General features: G+C 56.5%; 8 protein-coding genes. 6 read left to right on the top strand and 2 right to left on the bottom strand.

Annotated elements, in window-relative coordinates; all coding sequences use genetic code 11:
* Positions 1–567: 567 nt before the first annotated feature.
* The 4 genes from GSQ82_RS06790 (at position 568) to metH (ending at position 10,814) form a co-directional block, all read left to right on the top strand.
* On the top strand, positions 568–2,976 hold the full coding sequence (locus tag GSQ82_RS06790; protein ID WP_158791530.1) for a multicopper oxidase domain-containing protein: 2,409 nt from the start codon (positions 568–570) through the stop codon (positions 2,974–2,976).
* A 63-nt stretch (positions 2,977–3,039) separates the two neighbouring features.
* Positions 3,040–6,582, top strand: coding sequence for a TonB-dependent receptor (locus GSQ82_RS06795; RefSeq protein ID WP_158791532.1), 3,543 nt, complete (start codon positions 3,040–3,042; stop codon positions 6,580–6,582).
* Positions 6,583–6,978: 396 nt separating this feature from the next.
* On the top strand, positions 6,979–8,082 hold the full coding sequence (locus GSQ82_RS06800; protein ID WP_158791534.1) for a homocysteine S-methyltransferase family protein: 1,104 nt from the start codon (positions 6,979–6,981) through the stop codon (positions 8,080–8,082).
* Positions 8,079–10,814 carry a methionine synthase gene (gene metH, locus GSQ82_RS06805; RefSeq protein ID WP_158791536.1) on the top strand — a complete coding sequence of 912 codons (2,736 nt, stop codon included), beginning with the start codon at positions 8,079–8,081 and terminating at the stop codon, positions 10,812–10,814. The genes GSQ82_RS06800 and metH overlap by 4 nt, the downstream gene beginning before the upstream one ends.
* Here the strand turns inward: metH and GSQ82_RS06810 are convergent.
* Both GSQ82_RS06810 and GSQ82_RS06815 read right to left on the bottom strand, forming a co-directional pair.
* Complete coding sequence (locus GSQ82_RS06810) at positions 10,803–11,396, bottom strand: TetR/AcrR family transcriptional regulator (RefSeq protein ID WP_158791538.1); 594 nt, start codon at positions 11,394–11,396, stop codon at positions 10,803–10,805. The two genes, metH and GSQ82_RS06810, sit on opposite strands and share 12 nt — an antisense overlap.
* 99 nt (positions 11,397–11,495) lie before the next feature.
* The gene (locus tag GSQ82_RS06815) at positions 11,496–12,296 is read right to left on the bottom strand and encodes an SDR family oxidoreductase (protein WP_158791540.1); all 801 of its coding nucleotides are present in this window, start codon (positions 12,294–12,296) and stop codon (positions 11,496–11,498) included.
* Between the two features lie 220 nt (positions 12,297–12,516).
* Here GSQ82_RS06815 and GSQ82_RS06820 point away from each other — a divergent pair, with 220 nt between their 5' ends.
* Both GSQ82_RS06820 and GSQ82_RS06825 read left to right on the top strand, forming a co-directional pair.
* Entirely contained in the window at positions 12,517–12,972 is a 456-nt protein-coding gene (locus tag GSQ82_RS06820; RefSeq protein ID WP_158791542.1) for a RidA family protein, read from the top strand.
* 542 nt (positions 12,973–13,514) lie between these two features.
* Positions 13,515–16,130 carry a M14 metallopeptidase family protein gene (locus GSQ82_RS06825; protein WP_216847035.1) on the top strand — a complete coding sequence of 872 codons (2,616 nt, stop codon included), beginning with the start codon at positions 13,515–13,517 and terminating at the stop codon, positions 16,128–16,130.
* The last annotated feature ends 63 nt before the right edge of the window (positions 16,131–16,193 follow it).

A 16,193-nucleotide genomic window follows, 5' to 3' on the forward strand; every position in this document is an offset into this window, starting at 1 on the left:
GGAGTAGTCAATTGACCCGCTCCCGTAATGAACGGGTGCCGCCACACTAATTCAGTTTGCTTTACACCCAAATCCTATTGCACTCTCCCGACGCATCACCATTGTGTATTCGTCAACGGCGGTGCGCGGCATAACCCACGTAAAAGATCTGCGAGGTGATTGGCCCATACGCCGCGGCAGCAACTCGTCATAGTCGCCGGACTGGAATAGTCGTCGGCCGGGTGGCTTATTGCATGGAAGTAAAAAGAATGTCAAATGGCTTGCCTTCGATAGACGACTAAATTAGTCTCATATCAATAAGGACCGTTTAGGTCCCATATAGATGTGCAGTCTATTTTTGGATTGACTTTTTGGAGAGCTTCTGTGTCTCAGATATATTTTTGTGGGAAAAATGCCACGTTCGCTACTGTGAAGAGAGCATTTTCTCATCGATTGAGCTGTTTTGTGCTGCTCTTGGTTGTTGTCTTAGCCTATGTCTCCGGGGAGGCAGCTTATGGCCAGAGTCGCATGGGGCGTGGGGCAATATCAGCGCAAGACATCCAAAAACTGGCGGTTGGACCGCTCGCTTTGTCCGCTGTCGCGACATGTCCTGACCTCTCAGACGGTTCGACCGTAGCGGCTCCTGCCAACCTTTTCAGTCAGAACGGTATTCTCGAAGTCACTCTCAACCTTCAGACAGACGTTGACTCCGCTGGGCGGCAGCGATACTGCTACGTGACGAGCGATGGTCTCATCTCACCCACGCTGCGGGTCAATCCGGGCGATACGCTCCTGATTCACTTTTACAACCAGCTGCCTGCAGGACTGGCTCCAGTCGTTCCCGAGGTCATGCCGAATATGGCACCCATGGCGGGCGCCTCGTCCAAAGGCGTGTCTGCGGGCATGCAGGTGACGCTGCATGACAGTAGCAGCAGTTCGCCCTGCGACGGTGGAGCTATGTCTGCTTCGGTGAGCAATCTCCACTTCCACGGACTGAACGTAAGCCCTGTCTGCCACTCCGACGAGGTCGTCAATACGCTGGTGCAGCCGGGGCAGGAGTTCGATTATTCCGTACAGATTCCGACGAATGAGCCGTCCGGTCTCTATTGGTATCACCCTCACCCGCATGGCTTCAGCGAAGGCCAGGTGCAGGGCGGAGCGACTGGCGCGATCATTGTTGAAGGAATCCAGCAGGCCAACACGTCATTGGTCGGTCTGCCTGAGCAGACACTGGTTCTGCGGGATCTCCTCGTTCCACTCTCCGAACAAAACGATACGAACGTTCCTGCCTGGGATATCTCGCTCGATAATGTTCCCGTCAGCTTTCCCTCTTATACCCCTGCGATTCTGCCGGTTGCACCTGGCCAGCAGCAGCTCTGGCGCGTTCTGAACTCAGCGGCAGACACGATCTTCAATCTGCAATACGTCGTGGCCGGCACAGCGCAGCAGCTTACTGTCGTTGCGATCGACGGCGTGCCGATTACGAGCGGATCGATTCAGGAGAGCTCTGTGCTTCTACCTCCGGGCAGCCGCGCGGAGTTTGTCGTCACGACTCCCGCGCTCGGACAGAGCGCACAGTTAATGACGAACTACGTCAACACCGGCCCCGACGGCGACTACGATCCAACGCGGCCGATTGCGAATGTTGTCGCCAGCACCTCCGCACCTATACTGCCGATCCTGCAGGCGGTCAGTGCGTCCAGCCCGGCAGCGATCGTGAAGGCGAAGGTGCGACGGTTTTCATCGTTGCCTCAGACCACGCCTGTCGCGCAGCGCAATCTTTATTTCTCCGAGCAGCTTCAAGATCCTACCGATCCAAACAGTCCGACGACGTTCTTCATTACACAACAGGGGATGACTCCTGCCGCGTACACGATGGGACAAGCTCCAAACATCATCGTGCACTCTGGTACCGTCGAGGATTGGGTGATTCAGAATCAAGCCATGGAGGATCACATCTTCCATATTCACCAAATCCACTTTCAGGTAATGGCGGTGAATGGAGTGCCGGTAGACGATCCGGCGATTCGCGATACCTACGATATCCCCTACTGGACGGGGCAGGGTGCTTATCCGAGCATCACGGTGCGGATGGACTTTCGCGATCCCAACATCGTAGGCACCTTCGTCTATCACTGCCATATCCTGCAGCATGAAGACGCAGGCATGATGGGAGCGATCGAGGTATTACCGGCAGGTGCCGCCTCCGCGATCACCGCAACCGTATCTGCAAGCAATATCACACCGAACGCCAACGTTACTCTCACGGCGAACGTCGTCGATGCGGTGACAGGTAGTTTTACGCCCGCCGGCACCGTTCAATTTGAACTGAACGGCATCAACGTTGGCGATCCAGTCGCGCTTGTGAGTGGACACGCCGTCCTAACGACTCCCGTCACTGGCACCGCTGGAAACAGTAACCTGACCGCCTTCTATCAAGGCGATTCCACTTACGCAGAATCAATCTCTTCAGCACTTCCGATCACTATTTCTAGCTTCGCTCTGGCTTCATCCGGAGCCACTGCTGCCGTCGGAGCTGCCGCGCTTGCCAACGTCACCGTCAACGTAGCCGACGGATATACAACAGTTATCAACCTTGCCTGCACCATGCCCGCGTCGATGGTTGAGTCAGCTTGCTTCATCGACCCTGGCTCCATGACCGGAACTGGACAAGCCGTACTGAGGATCAACACCACACCGCCTCACTCTGCTTCGATTCGAAAGATGGATCGTCCTGGTTGGCTGGGTGCAGGCGGCAGCATAAGTCTTGCGGGTCTTCTTCTGTTCTTCTTTCCCGCTCGCAAGCGCTATCGAAATATGCTGCTCGCTCTTCTCTCTTTCAGCATTCTGTATTTTTCGGTGGGATGCAGCGGCACAGCTGCAACATCCAACCCTGGCACCCCGAAGGGAAGCTACACCGTCGTGGTTACAGGGAGCTCCGGCACAGGTTCATCGCAGATACAGACCACGGTCAACGTTCCTATCACAATTCAATAGCGGCCTCGTCGAGCACGCGCACAACCACAGATCAACAGAAATTAGAAAAGGGATCGAAGAAACATGCAGAGCCTAGTCAATACCCTCGTTCGCACAAGCTTTAGAGCCATCTGCCTTGTTGTTGTGTCATCTTCCGCAATCGCATTGGCCTCCGTCGGCGGAAGTATATCGGGAGTTGTGAAAGATCCATCCGGAAGAATCATTCGTAACGCAGACGTCAGTGTTACGCAAACCGAGACTGGTATCTCGCACCATACTCACACCGACTCGAGCGGCTATTACATCCTGCCCGTTCTTCCGGTCGGCCACTATAGCCTTGCAGTTCGCGCAACAGGCTTCCGCGGGTATGAGATTAAAGATGTCACGCTTGACACTAACGCAGCGCTCCGTCTGGATGCTGCTCTCGAGATAGGGAGCGTCGAACAGGCCGTCAGTGTGAGTGACGATACGATTCACGTTGAAACGACCAGCACCCAGCTTGGCCAGGTCATCAGCGGAAGACAGATCACTGCCGTGCCGCTCGATGGCCGCAGCTACACCGATCTCCTCTCGCTTCAGGCTGGCGTAGCACCCGCAACAGCGATCACCGCAACCACCGTGCAGGACGTAGGCGCGACCGTGCTCAATCCATCCGGCGATCTCAACCCAGGCAATCTCTCGGTCAACGGCCAGCGAGAGTTCTCCAACTTCTTCCTCGTCAATGGCAGTGATGCGGAAGAGGGCGTCAACGCTGGCACCGCCATCATTCCTAACCTCGATTCCATCGAAGAGTTTCGCATTCTCACAAGCAACTTCGACGCGGAGTATGGGGAGTTCAGCGGCGGACAGATCAGCGTCATCACGAAGTCAGGTACCAACAGCTTTCACGGTAGCGCCTTCGACTTTCTCCGTAACACCGCACTCGATGCCCGCAACTACTTTTCGCCGACGCGCGGCGCCTTCCGTCAGAACCAATTCGGAGGCACAGTCGGCGGACCGATACGCAAAGATAAGATCTTCTTCTTCGCCGACTATCAAGGCACACGCCAGACTCAGGGCATCGACACCGGCAACATCAGCGTACCGACTGCCGCCGACCGCACCGGCAACCTCAGCGATCAGGCAAGCAGCCTCACTAACTCCGTCAGCGGTCCTTACTTCGCAAATCTCCTCTCGCAGAAACTTGGCTACACCGTCGTCTCCGGCGAACCCTACTATGTGGCAGGATGCACCACCTCTGCACAGTGTGTCTTCCCAAATGCTGTCATTCCGCAGGCCGCGTGGTCGACACCAGCGCAACGAATGCTTCAGTACATCCCCGCTCCAAACACTGCCAACGGCTTTGCCACCTCCTCGTTCAACCAGATTCTGCGCGACGATAAAGCTGGTCTCCGCGTCGATGGAAACACGCGAGCAGGACTGCTCTCCGCCTACTACTTCATCGACGACTTCAACCTCAACAATCCTTATCCTGTAGCACAGAGCGGAGCGAGCGTACCTGGCTTCAATGCGCTTTCTACCGGCCGATCCCAGCTCCTCGCCCTTAGCGATACCAAGAGCTTCAATGCGACCACGGTCAATGAGCTTCACTTTAGCTATATGCGCGACGTCAACAACCTCGGCCAGCCTGTAGGCGGCAAGGGCGTCAGTCTCGTCTCCCAGGGTTTTGCCAATGCTGACGGTTCCGCCAGCATCGTTCCGCTCGATCCCAAAGGCCAGAGCGTCGAAAATCTCAACTTCAACGGCTTCTCAACTGGTGCTGCGGCTAATCAGCTCATCCAGACTAATAACACCTATCAAGTCACCGATACCTTCTCTAAAGTCATCGGCAGCCACGTCCTGAAGTTCGGCGGAGCCTTTCACGCCGACCAGATCAACGCCAATCCCATCGCCCAGTTCAATGGAAGCTTTAACTTCAACGGCGCTGAAACCGGTGTCGACTTTGCCGACTTCCTCATCGGCGTTCCCAGTCAGTACAACCAGAGCCAGCTCAATCCTTTCTACGCCCGCAACAAGTACGCTGGCCTCTTCGCACAGGACAGCTGGCGTGCGCTCTCTAACCTCACACTCAACTACGGTCTTCGTTGGGACCGCATCGCACCCTGGTCGGAGAAGTACAACCAGATCTCTACTTTCGTTCCGGGCGCACAGTCCATCGTCTTCCCCGGAGCGCCTCCGGGTATCCTCTATCCCGGCGACCCCGGCATTCCTAACACCCTTTCGCCCATCGACGACCGAGGCTTCGCCCCGCGCGTTGGTCTAGCCTGGTCGCCGCACGCCGACTCCGGTCTCCTCGCAAAGGTCCTGGGCGATCCCGGCACCACAAGCATTCGCTCCAGCTTCGGCATCTTCTACACCGCAATCGATGCTCTTTCTATTAGTGTGCTCGCCGCCAACGCACCCTACGGCACAACGTATACGAGCCCGCAATCTCCACTCTTCGCAACGCCGTTTATCAATGCTGCTGACGGCGGTAACAACGGCCAACCCTTCCCGTACACCTTTGCGCCACTCAACTCTTCGCGCAACAATCCCGATGCAAACATCGATTGGGGTATGTACGAGCCGATCGAAGGCATTCCCGGCTACGACATCCATAACCGCACCGCATACACCGAAGAGTGGATGCTCTCTGTCGAACGTCAGGCAGGCCCCAATACTGTCTTCACCGCAACCTATGTCGGCAACGAAAGTCATCGTCAGCGCATCCTCATTGAACCGAACGCCGGCAATCCCGCTCTCTGTCTCAGCCTCAGCCAGCCCAGCGAGGTTATGCCCGGAACCCTGACGTGTGGTCCCGGCGGCGAAGATACCGTCTATTTTCCAATCGGTGGAGGTCAGATCAACGGAACCCGTGGTCCCCTCGGCTCCAACTTTGGCAGCAACGCTATGCAGTCGAACATCGGGCACGCAAACTACAACTCCCTCCAACTCAGCGCCCGCCACACCAGCGGCCGTCTCCAGTTTTCTGCCGCTTATACCTACGGCAAGTCAATGGACCAGTCTTCGAACATCGGCGAAGAGGTGAACCCCTTCAACCCCGCGCTCAGCTATGGACTCTCTGCCTTCGACGTGAAACATAACTTTGTCGTTAGCTACGAGTACCAGCTTCCCTTCGATCAGTTCTTCAAGCCCAGCCGCCTCACCACGGGGTGGTCTGTATCAGGAATCACCCACATCGCCAGTGGCTTTCCTGTCACCATGGTCAACAACGGCGACAACTCCCTCATCGGAACCAATCCCAACGGCATCAACAACAGCAGCATTGACGAGCCCGACTTTAGCGGCGGTCCACTTCATCTGAATCACAATCCCCGTACCAACGGAAACAACTACTTCGACGCCAGCGCCTTCACGATGAATGCTCTCGGTACTCCCGGCACTGCAAAGCGCCGTTTCTTCTATGGTCCGGGCGCAGATAACTTCGACACCGCGGTCGCCAAAAAGCTCTCGCTCACAGAGTCGAAAAATCTTCTCTTCCGCGTCGAGGCCTTCAATGTCTTCAACCACACGCAGTTCGACGGGCCAAGCTCGGTCGACGGCGACATCGGCAGTAACACGTTTGGCCAGGCCATCAGCGCGGCATCTCCACGCATCCTGCAAGCTGCACTCAAATTGAACTTCTGAGTCTTGAGACCATAGGCGGCATCTCTTCTGGACAAGAAATATTGAGTCACTAACGAACCCCAGACGAGTCGATTGGCGATAACAAGCCAATAGGCTCGTCTTGGCGCTTACGGCTGCGCTCTTTCAATCCTGCATAGCTTTTGAAGCCTGGGCCGCCTGCTCGAAGACGATAACTTCGTGGTCTAGCTATAATAGGAACAGCGTGCCACGGCTGAATGTACAAGACATAAGGCAGGGCGTACAGATGAACCCATGGGGCAGTTCCTCCCGTGCGCCATCGGTTTCATGCGAACTTTTTCTGCAGGCCTACCCGCGCCATGATGTGGTTGAGAGACCACTGCGGAGGGTATCCCTGTTATTGCCCGCATTGCGATGCATAAGACAGCCAGGGGAAAAATGACTACTTCAAACCAGCATCCTCTTCGAAAAATTCTCGAGACCCGTATTGCCATCATCGACGGAGCGATGGGTACGACGATCCGCACCTACGGCATGAAAGAAGCTGACATCCGCGGGGATCGCTTCAAGGATTCGACGAAGGACATGCTGAACAATGGTGACCTCTTCTCCCTGACCCAGCCGGATATGATCTGCGACATCCATCGCCGGTTTCTGGACGCTGGCGCGGACATCATCGAAACCAACACCTTTGGCGCAACCAGCATTACGCAGAGTGAATTTTTCGTAGATGATCCTCGCGAACACGGTGGCCGGAAGGATCCAGAGTTTTACCAGAAGATCATCGATGACCCGATGCTCAGTGATCTGGCCTGGGAGATCAATGAGAAGTCGGCGCAGCAGTGTCGCGAGTGGGCAGATCGTGTGGGAAGCGCAACAGGACGTCAGCGTTTCGTCGCCGGGGCGATTGGGCCGCTGACCGTGTCACTCTCGAACTCGCCCGATGCCGACGATGCAGGTTTCCGCGTAGTCACCTTCGATCAGGTGAAGACTGCCTATGCACAGCAGGTTCGCGCCCTCATCGCGGGTGGCTCAGATCTGCTTCTGGTCGAAACGATCTTCGACTCGCTGAACGCCAAGGCCGCTCTTGTCGCCATCCGCGAGGTGTTCGATCAGGACGGCAAAGAACTGCCAGTCATGATCTCGGCAGCGGTTGGACGGGGCGGCGAGACGTTGATCTCCGCTCAGACCACTGAGGCGTTTTGGAATGCTGTGCAACATGTGAAGCCGCTGTCAGTGGGCCTCAACTGCTCTCTCGGTCCCGACCTGATGTATCCCTTCCTAGAGGAGCTCTCGGAGAAAGCCAACGTGGCAATCTCTTGCTATCCCAATGCAGGTCTGCCCAATCCGCTCTCGGAGACGGGGTTCGATCTGGGGCCTGCGGACATGGCCCGCTATCTCGGCGACTTTGCGCGCGGAGGACTCATCAACATCGCCGGCGGCTGCTGCGGCAACACGCCCGAACATATTGCAGCGATCGCCAAAGCGCTTGAGGGCAAGGCTCCTCGAAACTGGACCCGCCAGATCGAGGCCGCCGCGTGAGTGAGAACGAAAGAGCAAATCTGACACCAGAGACAAAGCCGCTCCGCCTATCAGGATCGCAGCCCTTTACCCAACAGTCCGGCGTCTACATCATGATCGGCGAGCGGACCAATGTGGCAGGTTCGCCTAAATTCGCGAAGTTAGTTAAGGAAGGCAAATACGAAGAAGCGGTAAGCGTCGCTCGGCAGCAGGTTGAGAACGGCGCGAACGTTCTCGACATCTGCATGGACGAAGGCATGATCGACGGCGTCGCGGCGATGACCCGCTACCTGCAGCTACTGGCGAGCGAGCCCGAAGTTGCTAAGGTTCCTTTCATGGTGGACTCCTCCAAGTGGGAGGTCATCGAGGCAGGACTCAAATGCCTTCAGGGCAAGGGAATCGTCAACTCGATCTCTTTAAAAGAAGGCGAAGACAAGTTCCGCCAGAACGCCGCTACAGTGCTGAAGTACGGTGCAGCCGTTGTCGTCATGGCCTTCGATGAACAGGGCCAGGCCGCCACATACGAAGAGAAAATCCGCATCTGCGAGCGAGCCTACCGGATCCTCGTCGATGAGCTTGGCTTTCCGCCTGAAGACATCATCTTCGACCCGAATATCCTCACCGTTGCCACAGGCATGGAGGAGCACAACAACTACGCGGTTGACTTCATCAACGCCACGCGCTGGATCAAAGCTAACCTGCCGCACGCGAAGGTGAGCGGCGGCGTCTCGAACATATCTTTCAGCTTTCGGGGCAATAACAAAGTACGCGAGGCCATGCACTCCGCGTTTTTGTATCATGCTATCGCGGCAGGCATGGACATGGGCATCGTGAACGCTGGGATGCTCGAGGTCTACGAGGAGATTGAGGCTGAGCTGAAGGAGCTTGTCGAGGACGTCCTGCTGAACCGCCGTCCCGACGCGACAGAGCGCCTGGTGGACTATGGCGAAACGCTGAAGGGCGTTGGCAAGGCAGTCAATGAAAAGAAGGCCGAAGAGTGGCGCAACGGCACGGTCGAGGAGCGTCTCTCTCACGCACTGGTTAAGGGAATTGACGCCTATATCGAGATCGATGCCGAAGAAGCTCGCGTCAAGCTGGGCCGCCCTCTGCTGGTCATCGAAGGTCCACTGATGGACGGCATGGGTGTGGTGGGCGATCTCTTCGGAGCAGGCAAGATGTTTCTACCCCAGGTCGTCAAGTCTGCCCGCGTCATGAAGAAGGCTGTCGCGCATTTGACACCCTTTATGGAAGCCGAAAAGGCGGCGATGGAGGCGTCTGGCCAGGTCGTTAAGGCACAGGGAAAGATCTTGCTCGCGACGGTCAAGGGTGACGTTCACGACATCGGTAAAAATATCGTCGGTGTCGTTCTCGCCTGCAATAACTACGAGGTCATCGACATGGGGGTGATGGTCTCCAGCGAAAAGATCCTCGAACGAGCTCGCGCAGAAAAGGTCGATATCATCGGTCTCAGCGGACTCATCACGCCCTCTCTCGATGAGATGGTGCATGTAGCTCGCGAGATGGAGCGCCAAGGTTTCAAGCTGCCTCTCCTTATTGGCGGAGCCACTACGAGCCGCGCCCATACGGCCGTAAAGATCGCACCGCACTACAGCGAACCGGTGGTCCATGTACTCGATGCCAGCCGCGCCGTGCCGGTGACAACCAGCCTCCTCAGTGAAGACGGCAGGGAAGCGTTCGTGGTGGAGCACCGTGCCAACTTCGAGGCGATCCGCAAGGCTCACTCCGCGCCGAAACAGACGCTCGTACCCATTGCTACCGCTCGCACGCGGCGTACCCCAATCGAATGGCGCGCTGAAGACCTGCCCGTACCTGAGTTCACCGGCGTTCGCGTGTTGGACAACTTTCCGCTTGCGACCCTGCGCGAGTTCATCGACTGGTCGCCGTTCTTTCACACCTGGGGGATGAAGGGCATCTACCCGCGCATCCTCGACCACGCGGAGCAAGGTGCGCAGGCGCGCCAGATCTTCACCGAAGCCAATGCTCTTCTAGACCTCATCATCGAGAAGAGTCTGATTACGGCACGCGGCGTATACGGCTTCTTTCCCGCCAACGCCGTAGGTGACGACGTAGAACTGTACACGGACGACACACGCAAAGAGGTGCTTGAGCGATTCCACTTTCTCCGCCAGCAGGCAAATCGAGAGGGCAGCGAGCCGTGCCGCTCACTTGCCGATTTTATTGCGCCAAAAGAGACGGGACTACAGGATTACATCGGTGGTTTCGCGGTTACCAGCGGGATCGGACTTAAGGAGCTGTGCGACCGCTTCAGAGTAGAGAACGACGACTACAACGCGATCATGGCGGAGGCCGTCGCCGATCGTCTAGCCGAGGCTTTTGCTGAATGTCTGCACAAGCGAGTACGGGATGAATGGGGTTACGGTCGGGAAGAAGGCTTGAGCCCTGCGGATCTCATCCAGGAAAAGTATCGCGGGATCAGACCAGCTGCTGGTTATCCGGCTTGCCCGGACCACACGGAGAAAGGTCCTCTCTGGCATCTACTGGATGTGCAGGCGAAGACGGGGATGCTGATCACCGAGTCATTTGCAATGTGGCCCGGATCAAGCGTCAGCGGACTCTACTTCGCCCATCCGAACTCCCGATATTTCAGCCTCGGCAAGATCGGCCGCGACCAGGTTGCCGACTATCACGAGCGCAAAGGGATGAGTTTGGTAGAGGTCGAGCGGTGGCTCGGCCAAAACCTGAACTACGACCCAGCCGAGTCAACGAGATGAGTCTTTGAGAAGTGAGCTGAAGGCGTAGTGAATAAAGTTGTGTAACGGAGCATCGCTTTTGTCGGCTTGCGAGCGCACTAGCGCACCTTGCCAGCTATTCAACAGGAATGCTGCAAGTTCCTCTGGGTCGGTGTTTGCCGGAAGGCTCTTCTGCTTAATGGCATCGCGAAGAGCGGTAGCAATCCCATGTTGCCAGCCTTTGAACGATGCACTGAGATGCTCCTGCATCATCAAAGTCAGCTCCGGCACTTCCAGACTAAAGCGGCCGATCATACATCCCGGAACGTCCCCTTTCTGACCGTACATCTTTATCAGATCATTGAAGTATCGATGCAGACGTTTGAGCGGAGCGATCCTGCTGTCGTTGAGCACAGCATCGCAGTGCTCGCCTTCGCGCATGAAGTATCTGTTGAGCGCAGCGGCTGCAAACTCTTCCTTACTGCCAAAGTGGTGATAGAAGGAGCCCTTCGGAACGCCTGCCAAGTCCAAAATCTCCTTCAATCCCGTGGCGGTGTATCCATGCTTATGCATGAGCCGGACGCCCACCTCGATCAATCGTTCGCGCGTTGACGTTTCAGTCATATAGATGCCTTCACTATCTTCATTCTACGAACGATTGCGTGGCCGCCGGATTTGGTCTCCGAAGGCCACGCAACACAACGATCGTTCTTCGCTTTCGCCTTATATGGCGACGTTGTATCGGCTCGCCGGGATCTTCCGGGAGAGGTTAGGCCCGAGAGCCTTGCGTGCGGCTTCAACCTTCTCCCAGTCTCCGATCTCAGGCAGCGATGGGATCGTGATGACCTCTCCCTGATCAAGTCCAGCCAGGGAAGCATCCACCAGATTCTCCGCAGTCATCACAATCTCCTGTGGGAGATGCTGGATGGGTACGCCAGCCTTATCCCAGAAGGGTGTAGCGATCGCTCCTGGAAGTACCGCCTGAACGGTGACATTCTTTCCTTCTAGTTCGCTCTTGAGAGCCTGGGTAAAGTTGACGACGTAAGCCTTGGTACCGCTATACGTTCCATTCAGCAACTCGGGCGCGAGTGCCGCGATGGAGGAGATGTTGATGAGCAAACCATTGTTGCGAGCCACAAAACCAGGCAGCGCCGCCAGAGACAGGCGCGTCAAGGCCGTGACGTTCAGGTAGATCATAGACTCCAGGTCATCGATCTTTGAGCCAAGCAGCTTTCCGGCCGAACCGACGCCGGCGTTATTGATCAGGGCTGTGATATTGGGGTCGCTGCTAAGACGCTCGGCGACACGCTGTACACCCACCGGCGAGGTCAGGTCGGCCTGTAGGACCTCAACCTTTCGGCCCGTGTGTTTGAGTTGTTCAGCGACTTCAGAGAGTTTTTCCTGGCTGCGCGCAACCAGGACGAGATCGTAGCCACGCTTGGCGAAGCGCTCGGCGTAGACGGCCCCAATTCCTGTTGATGCGCCGGTGATAAGAGCAGTGCCTTTGGACGATTGTGCTGACATGTTGAACCTCCTAGATTTTGAGACATCTCGTGTCTCACACTACCTTAGAGTAGACCGGTTGGTCTAAAGATTCAGCAAGACAGAAAAATATATCTTGATCCCTTATGTGTCATTGAGCTAACCGGCACACTTCTGCCGCTGCTACGACTTGCTCTCGGAGATCACACACTCAGACAACGTAGTAACCTTTCGATAGTGGCACTTCATTAAAAGGAAATGTATGAAAGTCTCTGATCGTCTGGCGCAGCTTGGCTTGGAGCTGCCTGTACCAATCGCCCCACTCGGCTCCTATAAAACAGTTGCGGTCTCAGGAAACCAGCTCTACGTCTCCGGGCTCGGGCCGTTTGAAGACGGCAAGCCGATCGTCGGCCTCGTCGGGAAGGACGTTTCCCTGGAAGAGGCGCAACGTGCTGCGCGGCTCACCATGCTCATGATTCTAGCTTGCATCCATCAGACACATGGCTTGGACAATATCGATCGGTGCCTTCGATTGACGGTATACGTGCGAGCAGAGCAGTCATTCACTCAACATCCTCAGGTAGCTAACGGCGCCAGTGATCTCTTGCTCTCATTGTTCGGGGAAGACAAACTCCCGGCGCGCAGTGCACTCGGGGTACACACTTTGCCGATGGGTATTCCGGTCGAGATCGACAGCATCTTCGAACTGAAGCGATAAGCGGGAACGCCTGAGTTGCAAGTCCTAACATCGATCGACCTGCGTTCGGCCACGACAGAAAACAATCTCGCGTCAAAACTTGGAACACGCCAGATAAGGCGCGAACCGATCGGTTGCGCAACGTACATCGTACGTACGGAGCTCTCAGCGTCGACGACGAATTCTTATTGGCCGTCATTGCCGGCTATTCATCGGTAATTAGATCTAATCACCGATGATTATTGCGCTAACATTGCTTATCGCCGATGATTCTCTATTTTCAAATCTCTCCATCTAAACTATCGTTAGAACAATTCTCCTAACATTCAACAAGCGTAAACAATTGACTTCGACAAATCCTCTCAGTCTTGTGGCGAAGCCGCACTGTATCTCCCGATACACCTTCATCTGACGTCTCTCCGCTTGCTCCAAATGCTTTGATTTTGACAACGCTTTCGAACTGCATCTCTCTTCCATAGCTGCACTCAAGTCTTCGAACACGTCGAAAGGAAGTCATAAGCTTGTTAGGACATATCCGGCACTGGTGTATCTTTTTTAGCTGTTTGCCCCTCTTTGCAGTTCCCATCTTTGCGCAGGTGCCCACTCCGGCATCGGTGCTTGGACACACCCCTGGCGAGGACTTCTACCTCGCCAACTACGAAGATGCAGTCAAGTATTTTCACGCACTTGCCGCAAGCTCCGATCGAATGAAGATGTTCACCGTGGGCAAGAGCTCCGAGGGACGCGACATCGAGGTCGGCGTCATCTCTTCGCCGGAAAATCTGGCAAGGCTCGACGAATATAAAAACACCGCCCGGCGACTCGCCACAGCGAAAGATCTGAACGACGAACAGGCGCATCAGCTTGCAAGAGACTCAAAGGTCATCGTCCACATCGACGGCGGACTGCACTCGTCAGAAGTCGCAGGCGGACAGCACTCCATCGCACTGGCTTACAAGCTTCTCTCCGCGAAGAACGATCCTGAGATCGACGCCATCCTGAACAACGTCATCCTCGTGCTCTGGCCCACCCTGAACCCCGACGGGCAGGACATGGTCGTGTCATGGTACAGGCAAAATGTGGGCACCAAGTACGAGGTCGCCCCCATGCCCTGGCTCTATCAGGACTACGTAGGCCACGACAACAATCGCGACGGCTTCATGATGAACATGAAGGAAGAGAAGGTCGTCACCCAGACCGAGCTGGAGTACAGCCCCGTCATCTTCTACTGCCAGCACCAAACCGCTCCCTTCCCGGCACGCATCTGGATTCCCCCTTTCGCGGATCCGATCTCAAGCAACATCAGCCCCTATGTGCGTAGCTGGCTCAACACCATCGGCACCAACATGGCGGCTTATCTTGACCAGCACCACATGCCGGGAGCCATCTCCGAAACCCGCTTCGATAACTGGTACGCAGGCTTCACCGACTGGGCGGGCGTCTTCCGCGGAGAGATCTCGTTCTTCACTGAAACGGCGCTCTATAAGTACGCGACGCCCCGCTTCTACACCGTCGACGAGTTCCCCAAGGAGTACCAGGATCTGCGCGCACTCAGCATGTACACCACGCCCTGGGACGGCGGGTGGTGGCGCTTGCACGACGCAGTCGACTACATGGTCGGCGGCTCCATGTCCGTGCTTGATCTGGCGGCCAAGAACCGCGAGACCCTCCTCTTCAATCGGTATCAGTCCGCACGCGACAGCATCCACCGCACCGAGCCTCCCTTCGCGTACGTCATCAGCGATAGCCAGGCCGATGTTCCCGAGGCTGGCCTCTTAGCCCAGAAGATGATCGACAACGGCCTCGACGTCTACCAGTCGAAGCCTGGATTCCACGCCAACGGCATCGACTATCCCGCCGGATCGTGGGTCATCCCGATGGATCAGCCCTACGCCGCCATGGCGAAGGAACTCTTCGAACGCCAGGTCTACCCAGTCGCTGCTACAGGATCGACCGCCCCCGGAGCGCACTTGCCCTACGACATCACCGGATGGACCCTCCCACTGCAGATGGGTGTGTCCGTAGACACGCTTCTCGATCCTCTCCCGCAGGACCAGCGCGCCCTGATGTCCAAGGTCGATCGCATCACCCTTCCCGATGCTCACGTTGCAGGCGCCGGATCGGTCTTCGCCGTAAGCCACAAACCGAACGCTTCGTTCCAGCTCGTCAACGCCGTGCTCGCCCAGGGCGGAACCGTTGCGATGGCCTCCGACGCATTGAACACTGCGGAAGGAACAGAGAAGGGCGCGTTCATCGTCAGCGGAGTCAGCCGCTCCGTCGTCAGTGACCTCGCCACCAAGTTCTCCATCGGTGCCGTATCGATCCCATCAGTACCCACCCATGTCGTCCCAATCAAAAAAGCGCGAGTCGGCCTCTATCGTCCGTGGGATCCGTCCATCGACGAAGGATGGACGCGCTGGATCCTCGAAAACTACAACTACGAGCCCAAGAGCATCTACAACGCCGATATGCGCTCAGCAGGTCTTAACAGCCGATACGATGTCATCATCCTTCCTGATATGAGCTCCGAACAGTTGATGGAGGGCTTCCAGACAGGATCGGTGCCCGGACAGTATGCAGGCGGCATCGAGCGTGACGGCCTCAACAATCTTCGCGAGTTCGTACGTGCCGGAGGCACACTCATCGCCTTCAACCGCACTGCAGCCAGCCTGATTCCACTCATGTCTCTTCCTGTTCGCAACGTTCTACAAGGCGTTCCGAGTGAGAAGTTCTTCTGCGCCGGCTCCTTGCTTCGCGTAGAGATGCAGCAGCCCGACATGCCCGTCAACTATGGTGTTCCCGCATCACCCGTCGTCATGTTCGAGCGAGGACCCGCGTTCGAAACTCTCCCCGGCTTCAAAGGAGCCGTTCTGGCGAAGTACGCCAAGGAGGCCGATCCACTGGAGAGTGGAATGATTCAGCACAGCGAAGTTCTCCACGACAAAGACGCCGCACTACAGCTCTCCTTTGGCAGCGGACGCATCCTGCTCTACGGCTTCAAGCCCCAGCAGCGCGCCCAGGCCCACGGCACGTATCGCTATCTGTTCAACGCCTTATACGTCTACAAAGATCCACCGATGCCTTTGGATCAACCTGCCGTCCCGCCCTCAGCTCACTCGACCGAAAACAACACCATCGTCGCATCTCCAGCAACCGAGACGCTGACGAAGACTCCATAGCACGCTCACATCACTATGCCTGTCGCTGCTCACGAACAATAGCAGCGGTTCATCGAGATACAC

Source organism: Granulicella sp. L60 (genome assembly GCF_009765825.1).
In the GTDB taxonomy this organism is placed as follows: domain Bacteria; phylum Acidobacteriota; class Terriglobia; order Terriglobales; family Acidobacteriaceae; genus Edaphobacter.

What these genes read in the sequence shown, in the direction of transcription:
- GSQ82_RS06815 (WP_158791540.1), bottom strand. Translation starts at nt 12,296, where the DNA reads ATGTCAGCACAATCGTCCAAAGGCACTGCTCTTATCACCGGCGCATCA.
- GSQ82_RS06820 (WP_158791542.1), top strand. Translation starts at nt 12,517, where the DNA reads ATGAAAGTCTCTGATCGTCTGGCGCAGCTTGGCTTGGAGCTGCCTGTA.
- GSQ82_RS06795 (WP_158791532.1), top strand. Translation starts at nt 3,040, where the DNA reads ATGCAGAGCCTAGTCAATACCCTCGTTCGCACAAGCTTTAGAGCCATC.
- GSQ82_RS06810 (WP_158791538.1), bottom strand. Translation starts at nt 11,396, where the DNA reads ATGACTGAAACGTCAACGCGCGAACGATTGATCGAGGTGGGCGTCCGG.
- GSQ82_RS06800 (WP_158791534.1), top strand. Translation starts at nt 6,979, where the DNA reads ATGACTACTTCAAACCAGCATCCTCTTCGAAAAATTCTCGAGACCCGT.